The sequence below is a fragment of the uncultured Fibrobacter sp. genome (genome assembly GCF_937877005.1).
Lineage (GTDB): Bacteria > Fibrobacterota > Fibrobacteria > Fibrobacterales > Fibrobacteraceae > Fibrobacter.
The window spans coordinates 1-8,012 of the sequence record NZ_CALEFV010000199.1 but is presented as its reverse complement, the minus strand read 5'-3'; the positions used below and the strand labels follow the sequence as shown (position 1 = coordinate 8,012).

The following is an 8,012-nucleotide window of genomic DNA, read 5'->3' as shown; positions in this document are numbered from 1 at the left end:
ATCCTCATTTTCCGCAACCGTGAAAGTGTCGATTCCGACAACTATTCCAATATGAAGGGGTAAGCAATGACAAATTTACCACTTTGGATCATTCCTCTTTTCCCGCTGCTGGGAACGATTCTGCTTGGCACAATTGCTATTGTGTCTTCGGGTAGCAAGAAGGGCCCCTCCGAAGGTTTCGTTGGTGCACTCTCGGTAATGTTCCCTGCGATTTCCTTCTTGTGCGTCGTGCTGCTTGCTTTCGGCATGCCCGAAGAAGGAATTCGTCAGACCCTCTGCAACTGGATCGATATTCCGCTTCTCAAGGTCGATATCGGATTCCTGTTCGACGGCCTTTCCCGCGTAATGCTCCTGTTTGTGACGGGTATCGGTTCGCTCATCGCTCTGTACTCGATTGGTTACATGCACGGTGATCGCGGCTTTACCCGCTTCTTCGCCTACATTAACCTTTTCCTGTTCAGCATGATTGTGCTGGTGCTTTCCGACAGCCTGCTGCTCACCTTCCTCGGTTGGGAAGGCGTGGGCCTTTGCTCCTACCTGCTCATTGGCTTCTGGAATCACGACTTGAACAACTGCAAGGCTGCAAACAAGGCTTTCATTGTGAACCGCGTGGGCGATATCGGCTTTTTGCTCGGTATGCTCTGCCTCGCCACACTCGGTGGCTCCGCTATTCTCAACTACGATGCTCTGAACAAGTTCATCGAGATGCTGATTGCCGGCGGACACGTGGAACTGGCTACTCCGCTGATCACGATCGCCTGTTTGCTCTTTTTCGTAGGATGCACTGGTAAGTCCGCTCAGATTCCGCTCCTGACCTGGCTTCCGGATGCCATGGCGGGTCCGACTCCCGTGTCTGCGCTTATCCATGCCGCCACCATGGTGACTTCGGGCGTATACTTGCTTGCCCGTCTTTCCCACATGTTCTCGGTGGTTCCTGAAGTGTTGGTGATTGTTCTGATCGTGGGTATGCTCACGGCCTTTTGGGCGGCGGTTGCCGGTCTCTTCCAAAATGATATCAAGAAGGTGCTTGCCTACTCGACAATCTCTCAGCTCGGCTACATGTTCATGGCAGCGGGAGCTTCTGCGTACGATGCATCTATCTTCCATGTGTTCACTCACGCTTTCTTTAAGGCGGCCCTCTTCCTCGGTGCCGGTGCCGTGATTCACGCACTTGCTGGCGAACAGGATATGCGTCGCATGGGTGGCCTCATCAAGAAAACCCCTGTTACCGCTTGCGTGATGATCTTTGCGTTCCTCGCGATAATCGGTTTCCCTGGATTTGCGGGTTTCTGGTCCAAGGACCTGATTCTCGAACGGCTCTATACGAATGCACCATTTGGTGAATTCTTCTATGTTGTGGGTCTTGCCACGGCCGTGATTACGGCGGTCTACATGGGTCGTCTCATCATCATGACCTTCTTTGGCGAATACCGTGGCGGCAAGGAAAAGGAAGCTCACATTCACGAAGCTCCCGTGTGTATGTTGTTCCCGATGGTTATACTTGCTTTCGGAGCCATCTTTGCCGGTTACCTATGGGCTGATTCCTTGGGTATCAAGTTCTTTGCGGCAACGCTCGCACCGGTTGTGGGGGCTGCTCAGGCTTATGTAACGGGTGACGCTACCCATCATGTAAATCCGATGATGTTCGCATGCTTTGGTACGGCTGCAGCCCTGCTTGGCATGTTCATCGCTTACGTGATTTACGGGACCAAGCGTCTGCCGCATTTGGATATCAAGTGGGGTAGTGCTCCTGAAGGTTTCAAGGCCGACTGGACGTTCTTCTTTGATTATATTCACAGCATCTTTATCGTAATGTTCAATGCTTTTGCGTTTATCGCAGATATGTTTGTCGATAAGGTCTTGCAGGGAATCCAGTGGACTTGTGGTGCCATTGTTGAAATCCTGGGAGACGGAATCGCGTCATTCCAGGCGGGTAAGGTGCGAATTCAGCTTACGCTTAGCCTGGTGGGTGTTGTCGCGTTAATTGCTGTTGTACTTTTGACTGGAGGACTGATCTAATGCTGTTGCATCTTCTCGTCTTTGCTCCGTTTGTCGCCGCAATTCTCATGGTGACAACTTCCAAGGAAGACCCAAAGTCTTCTTCCAGGCTAGCCTTCCTGTTTGGTTTTGCTTTCGTTGCCATGTCCATAGGTCTGATCGCTATTGGCAATCAGGCTACTGAGGCAATTGAATGGTTCCGCATCCCGGGTGCGAAGGGCGCTGTTTATTATTACCTATATAGTCATGGTCTGGGTGCCTGGATGGTGTTCCTTTCCTGTGCTCTATCGCTGGTTGCCCTCGTTGTGGCCCGCAATTCGCTTGAAAAGAACTATCGTAATTTCGCCATCGGTATCTTTGCCTTGATGGGGGCGATGAACGGAACATTTCTTGCTGCTGACGCAGTGCTGTTCTTCTTCTTCTTCGAAGCGATGGTGTTCCCTGCAGCGGTGCTGATTGCTGGCTACGGTGGCAAGGATCGCAAAAAGGCGGCGATGACCTTTGCGATCTACACGTTGGTTGGTTCAGCCCCGATGATGGTCGCCCTTTGGTACTTGCTGACGGTTGCTGACAATTCTCTGGTGCTTTCCCTTGCGGTGGCGCTTCAGCGTCTTGACCCGTCCATGCAGACTACGCTTTTGCTTTGCTTCATGCTCGCCTTCTTGGTGAAGACCCCGATATTCCCGTTCCATGGTTGGCAGGCAATTACCTATTCCGAAGCTCCGGCTCCTCTTTCTGCAATCCTTACGGGTGCCATGAGCAAGGCGGGTGTATTTGGTTTCATAGCCTGGATCCTTCCGATTTTCCCACTTTCGATGGGAATTGTCGATGCCGTGATGTGGTTGGGTCTGCTAACGGCTGTGTATGGAGCGCTGATTGCACTCCGTGCTACCGATGGCAAGAAACTTCTGGCGTTCAGCTCGATGAGTCACTTGGGACTTGCTGTGGCAGGTGTATTCAGCTTGTCGGAATCTATGCTTCCGGCTGTGCTCGTTCTCCTGGTTGCACATGGCCTTTGTGCAGGAGCTCAATTCTATCTGATGGGTATTGCTGAACGTTTTGCGGGTACCCGCGATATCGAACAACTTGGCGGCCTAGCCAAGCGTAACCCGGTATTCGGTTCCCTGTTTGGCTTTATTGCAATCCTTGCTCTTGCTGTTCCTGGAACGGCCGGCTTTGTGGGCGAATTTACAGTGCTCATGTCCCTGTGGGATATGGGACCGCTTCCGGCCCTTGTCGTAGGCCTTTGCCTGATTCTTTCCGCAGCTTATATGCTCCGCTTTGTGCAGAAGGTTATATTCGGTAAGCCCGCTCGCGAGTATGAGGATGGTAGGCGCATGACCGCTCTCGAAGGATCTTCGATCGTAGTGCTGCTCCTGGTGTTCGGAATGCATCCGGCATTTATCACGAATGCACTCCAGCTCTTTGATGAAAATGCCGTTCAGGAAATGAGCAAGGTGTCTCACCAGGCAGATGCTGCAGCCGATGCAACGGTTGAAACTTCCGTAGACACGACGGGAGAATCCATGGTCGATGAAAATATCGCAGCCGTGGCGCAGCCTATGACCGAAGAGGATTTGCAGCAGCTGGATTCCAATTTGAAAGCAAATGGTTTTACTGACGAGGAGCGCGCTTCACTGATCGCCCAGCTTAGGGAGATTAGCGAAAATGCTGTTGCCGATGTCGAAACCGATGAAAACGAGGCCACAACAAGCGAGGAGGCTTCTGAAAATGACTAATATCGTCAATCTTTTGCCTGCAATTTTGGTTGCGGTCGGAGCACTTATTTCCTTGTCCGCCGAACCGTTCCTGAAGGACGAAAATAAGCACAAGGTACTCCCTTGGATTGCTTGTTTCTTTGTTCTTCTTGCTGCGGGTTCTTTCTACCTTACGACGAATGATACTTTTATGAGCCTTTACGCAATGGATCCGATCCGTCGCGTGCTGGGAGTCTCGATACTGCTATGCGCCTTCCTTGGCGTTGCGGGGCTTCAGTGGACTCTCGGCCATGAAAAGTTCAAGGGCGGTGAGGCCTACGGATTGATGCTTTTGGCTACATGTGGTGCAGTGCTCATGACGCAGGCTATTGATTTCCTTGCCCTTTATTTGGGTATGGAACTTGCCAGTTTCCCGATTTATGCTTTGGTAGGCCTTCGTCGTAAGGATGCCAATGCGAATGAAGGTGCTTTCAAGTATTTTGTTTCGGGAGCCGTGTTTAGTACGCTCTTCCTGTACGGCGTCGCGCTCATTTACGGTTCAACCGGTTCAACCCATATCTTTGCTGCGGTCATTGAGGGTCGAGGCATGATTTATGGAATGGGTGTCCTGCTCGCCTTGTTCGCTTTGCTTTTCAAGGCGGGTGCAGCTCCGGTACACTTCTGGGTGGCTGACGTCTATACGGGAGCCTCCGTGGCGGTAACGGGCTTCATGGCCGCGGTCGTCAAGGTGGGTGCCCTCGCTGCGATCGGTTCTCTCTGGCTCGGTTCCTTGGTGACGCGCATCGGTTCTGCTCCGGCTTGGAACCTCGCCGAACAGGTGACCATTCATAGCGAAAACAAGAGCCTGTTCTATGTGATCGTCGTGGTGTCGCTGCTTTCGATGGCGATCGGCGCCTTCGGCGGTCTTGCTCAGAAGTCCATCCGCCGTATCATGGCTTACTCCGCCGTGATGAATGCGGGTTTCATCGTACTTGGTCTGTTAGTCCCGGATTATGCAACGGAAGGTACTGTTCAGATGGGGACCATGTATTACTTCCTTACAACATATGCCATTGGTAGTGCAGGAGCCTTGACGGGTATCGCCTATCTTGCTGGTAAGGATGACAAGAAGGAAACGCTCGAGGATATTCAGGGGCGCGGACGCAAACGTCCGTATGTAGCCGTAGCGACGACGGTCTGCCTTGCAAGCCTTGCGGGAATGCCTCCTGTTGCAGGGTTCCTTGCGAAGTTCGCCCTTTTCACGGATGTCCTTTCTGGCGGTCTTGGCATTGTCGCTGCGATAGCCTTTGGTTTTTCGCTTGTGGCGGCTGTGTTCTATCTGCGCATCGCCTTTGTCCTGTTCATGCCTTCTAAGGCTGAATGTGAATGTAAGTGCTGCTGCGGCAAGAATACTTCGTTTGCCTATCTGCTTCGCTTTGGTGTGACGCTCGCTGCAATCGCTTTGATTGTAATCGGCATCTTCCCGAAGTTAGCGCTGATTGTTTAATTGGCTCAGGTTAAGGCTTCTGTTTTTAGGGGAATGTCGCGAGGCATTCCTCTTTTTTATATTAAATTTGCAAAGAAAAAAAGGAACAAATTATGGACAAGATTTATCGTTCGGGTATCGGTTTTGACGTTCACAAGTTGGTGGAAGGCCGCAAGTGCATTATTGGCGGGGTAGATATCCCATACGAAAAAGGACTCCTCGGCCACAGCGATGCCGATGTTCTGTTGCATGCCATTAGCGATGCGTTGCTGGGTGCTGCGGGCCTCGGCGATATCGGTACCTACTTCCCGGATACCGACCCCGCATTCAAGGGCGCCGACAGCTTGGAACTTTTGCGCAAGGTGGGCGAAGAAGTCCGTAAAGCCGGTTACGAGATTATCAATATCGACAGCATCGTGATGTGCGAACGCCCGAAGGTGAACCCGCATAAGGATGCGATGAAGGCGAACATAGCCCGTGTACTCAGCCTCGATATCAAACAGATTGGTATCAAGGGAACGACCACCGAAAAGCTCGGCTTCACCGGTCGCGGAGAAGGCATTGCGAGTCAGGCTATCGCGATGGTCCGCAGTCTGTAGTTTTTTGGAGCGAAAAAGTTGTTTGTTCCCCCTTTGACGGTTCAGGGGGAATTTCTATTTTTGGGGTAGTTCTGACAACAAAAAACAACTACGCTGCAAATCCGGACTAGCTGAAAGGCAGCGACGATGACCCCGGTAAGTGGCGCCAATATAGGAATGCCCTATGACACTTATGATTCTCAAAATGATAGGTTGCCTCGCTCTGCTCATGTTCGGCATGAAGACGATGAGCGAAGGCTTGCAGAAACTCACCGGTGGACACCTCCGTGCGGTCCTTGGAACCATGACCAAGCACCGCGTGGGGGGCTTACTTACGGGTACATTCATTACCGCTGCCGTGCAGTCCTCGACTGCAACCACTGTTATGACCGTTAGCTTCGTTAATGCTGGCCTGCTTACTCTTATGCAGGCCATTCCTGTTATTATGGGTGCGAATATCGGTACCACGGCTACGGCATGGATCATGTCGGTGTTCGGGTTCCAGTTTAACATGAGCAGTTTCGTGTGGCCTTTCTTCGCTTTAGGCATCATCCTTTCGTATGTGCGCAAGAACAGCGTAAAGAGCTTCGGTGAATTCGTGTTCGGATTCTCTTTCATGTTCCTGGGTCTTACGACCCTCCGCGAGAATGCTGTGGCGATGGATCTTTCGCACAACCAGGCGGTTATCGACTTCTTTGCTGCATGCGGCAACTGGGGAATCTTCTCGACGCTCCTGTTCCTGCTTCTGGGAAGTTTCCTCACGATGTGCGTGCAGTCCTCTGCGGCCATCATGGCAATAACGCTCCTCCTGTGCAGTAGCGGAGTTCTCCCGATTTACCAGGGCATTGCACTTGTTATGGGTGAAAACATCGGTACTACGGTCACTTCGAATCTTGCGGCGCTTTCGGCGAGTACGCAGGCTCGGCGTGCGGCACTTGCGCATATGTTGTTCAATGTTTTCGGTGTGGTATGGGTACTTATCATCTTCCACCCGTTCGTGAATGTGGTCTGCCATGTCGTGGGCTTCGACCCGAACTTCGTTCCGCAGACTCAAGAAGAGATTGCACGAGCTGGTGTACGCGTAACATATGCACTTTCCGGATTCCACACTGCGTTTAACCTGTGCAACGTGGCTATCCTCATTTGGTTTATCAAGCCGATGGAAAAAATTATCTGCAAGATAATCAAGGAAAAGGAAGACGGCGAAGATTTCCGCATCAAGTTTATCAGCGGTGGTCTCATGAGTACAGCAGAACTCTCGTTGTTTGAGGCCCGTAAGGAAATCAATCTTTTTGCCGAGCGCACGCAGAAAATGTTCCGCTTTGTGCCCGATCTGCTCGTGATGAAGGACGAAGCGGATTTTGCTAAGCTGTTTGCTCGTATTGAAAAATACGAGGATATTAGTGACCGGATGGAAATCGAAATTGCGAACTATTTGAACAAGGTAAGCGAAGGACGTCTGAGTCCTGAAAGTAAGACGAACATCCAATGCATGCTTAGGGAAATTTCCGAAATCGAGAGTATCGGCGATGCCTGCTACAACATGGCTCGAGCCATCCGCCATAAATTCCAGAGCAAGGATGACTTTACCGAAGAACAGTATAACCGAATCAAGCATATAATGCATTTGGGTGATGACGCTCTAACGCAGATGCTTGCTGTTATTGGTGATGAACATCAGGTGGATGTGAATCGCACTTTAAATATTGAAAACGAAATAAATGATTATCGCAAGTTGCTTAAGGAATTGAATGTAAAGGACATCAATGCCCAGCGTTATAGCTATCAGATGGGCGTGCACTACATGGATGTAGTGAATGATTGCGAAAAACTCGGGGATTATGTGGTCAATGTGGTAGAAGCGCACATGAATCACAAGTTATCACGATAAATAGCCTTTCTCGGATTCAAGCCAATTCGACCATAAAAAAAGAAAACCACTCAAGGGAGTGGTTTTCTTTTTAGAGCGGGAAAAGGGACTGTTAGTCCGCAAGAATCCTTGCTAACGCAAGGTTGCGTCCTAACCCGCCGGGCTCGATGCTCGCACGCTCGCCCCGAGCGCAAAATTTGCCTTTTCGCACTTCGAGCATAAGCCAAATTATGCGGCCCCTCTTCTCGTGTTCGGTCCGTTCTCAATATAAAACGAAAAAGACACCTTATAGGTGTCTTCTCGTTTTAGAGCGGGAAAAGGGACTCGGACCCTCGACCCCGACCTTGGCAAGGTCGTGCTCTACCAACTGAGCTATTCCCGCG

5 protein-coding genes and 1 tRNA gene are annotated in these 8,012 nt (G+C 51.0%); 5 read left to right on the top strand and 1 reads right to left on the bottom strand.

Translation table 11 applies throughout. The features are described from left to right. Nucleotides 1-66 precede the first annotated feature (66 nt). The 5 genes from nuoL to Q0628_RS09225 all read left to right on the top strand — a co-directional run bounded on the left by nuoL (nucleotide 67) and on the right by Q0628_RS09225 (nucleotide 7,650). Nucleotides 67-2,019: an NADH-quinone oxidoreductase subunit L gene (gene nuoL, locus Q0628_RS09245; RefSeq protein ID WP_298770353.1), complete on the top strand. Its 1,953-nt coding sequence runs from the start codon at nucleotides 67-69 to the stop codon at nucleotides 2,017-2,019. After that, nucleotides 2,019-3,737 (top strand): NuoM family protein, encoded by a 1,719-nt coding sequence (locus Q0628_RS09240; RefSeq protein WP_298770351.1) that lies wholly within the window; start codon nucleotides 2,019-2,021, stop codon nucleotides 3,735-3,737. Before nuoL ends, Q0628_RS09240 begins: the two co-directional genes overlap by 1 nt. Then, nucleotides 3,730-5,202 carry an NADH-quinone oxidoreductase subunit N gene (locus tag Q0628_RS09235; RefSeq protein ID WP_298770349.1) on the top strand — a complete coding sequence of 491 codons (1,473 nt, stop codon included), beginning with the start codon at nucleotides 3,730-3,732 and terminating at the stop codon, nucleotides 5,200-5,202. The genes Q0628_RS09240 and Q0628_RS09235 overlap by 8 nt, the downstream gene beginning before the upstream one ends. 92 nt (nucleotides 5,203-5,294) lie before the next feature. Further along, nucleotides 5,295-5,780 (top strand): 2-C-methyl-D-erythritol 2,4-cyclodiphosphate synthase, encoded by a 486-nt coding sequence (ispF, locus tag Q0628_RS09230; protein WP_298770346.1) that lies wholly within the window; start codon nucleotides 5,295-5,297, stop codon nucleotides 5,778-5,780. Nucleotides 5,781-5,943: 163 nt separating this feature from the next. Then, the gene (locus Q0628_RS09225; RefSeq protein WP_298770344.1) at nucleotides 5,944-7,650 is read left to right on the top strand and encodes a Na/Pi cotransporter family protein; all 1,707 of its coding nucleotides are present in this window, start codon (nucleotides 5,944-5,946) and stop codon (nucleotides 7,648-7,650) included. A gap of 288 nt (nucleotides 7,651-7,938) precedes the next feature. Here the strand turns inward: Q0628_RS09225 and Q0628_RS09220 are convergent. Next, a tRNA-Gly gene (locus tag Q0628_RS09220) sits at nucleotides 7,939-8,011 on the bottom strand. Nucleotide 8,012 lies beyond the last annotated feature (1 nt).

What these genes read in the sequence shown, in the direction of transcription:
- Q0628_RS09240 (WP_298770351.1), top strand. Translation starts at nt 2,019, where the DNA reads ATGCTGTTGCATCTTCTCGTCTTTGCTCCGTTTGTCGCCGCAATTCTC.
- nuoL (WP_298770353.1), top strand. Translation starts at nt 67, where the DNA reads ATGACAAATTTACCACTTTGGATCATTCCTCTTTTCCCGCTGCTGGGA.
- Q0628_RS09225 (WP_298770344.1), top strand. Translation starts at nt 5,944, where the DNA reads ATGACACTTATGATTCTCAAAATGATAGGTTGCCTCGCTCTGCTCATG.
- ispF (WP_298770346.1), top strand. Translation starts at nt 5,295, where the DNA reads ATGGACAAGATTTATCGTTCGGGTATCGGTTTTGACGTTCACAAGTTG.
- Q0628_RS09235 (WP_298770349.1), top strand. Translation starts at nt 3,730, where the DNA reads ATGACTAATATCGTCAATCTTTTGCCTGCAATTTTGGTTGCGGTCGGA.